The organism is Vibrio marinisediminis, from assembly GCF_014050145.1.
Lineage (GTDB): Bacteria > Pseudomonadota > Gammaproteobacteria > Enterobacterales > Vibrionaceae > Vibrio > Vibrio marinisediminis.
On the sequence record NZ_JACFYF010000127.1, the window covers coordinates 1 to 317 of the forward strand.

Annotated in this window: 1 protein-coding gene; it reads right to left on the bottom strand. The window is 70.0% G+C overall.

All coding sequences use genetic code 11. The features are described 5' to 3' along the window. A partial coding sequence (locus H2O73_RS23650) for an OmpA family protein (protein WP_182110757.1) occupies positions 1-317 on the bottom strand: 317 nt, incomplete at both ends.

Consider the following 317-nt stretch of genomic DNA (forward strand, 5'->3'; position numbering starts at 1 on the left):
CACGTTCACCCGACGGTTGCGGCGTTCGGCGGTGGCCACGGCGACGACGAGGTCCGCCTCGCCGCGACTTGCGATGGTGCCGATCCGGCTGACGGGTACGCCCTGCGCAGTCAGGGCATCGGCGACCGTCTGCGCCCGGCGCTGGCCCAGGGCGAGGTTGTAGCCGGTGCTGCCCACGGCATCGGTATAGCCCACCACGATGGTCGGTTTGTAGCTCGGCGTCGCCTCCAGCGCCTCGGCGATGGCCCGAACCTGGGTCGCGGCCTCGGCATCGAGGCTGGCGCTGTCGAAATCGAAGAGGACGGTTCCGAGATCCT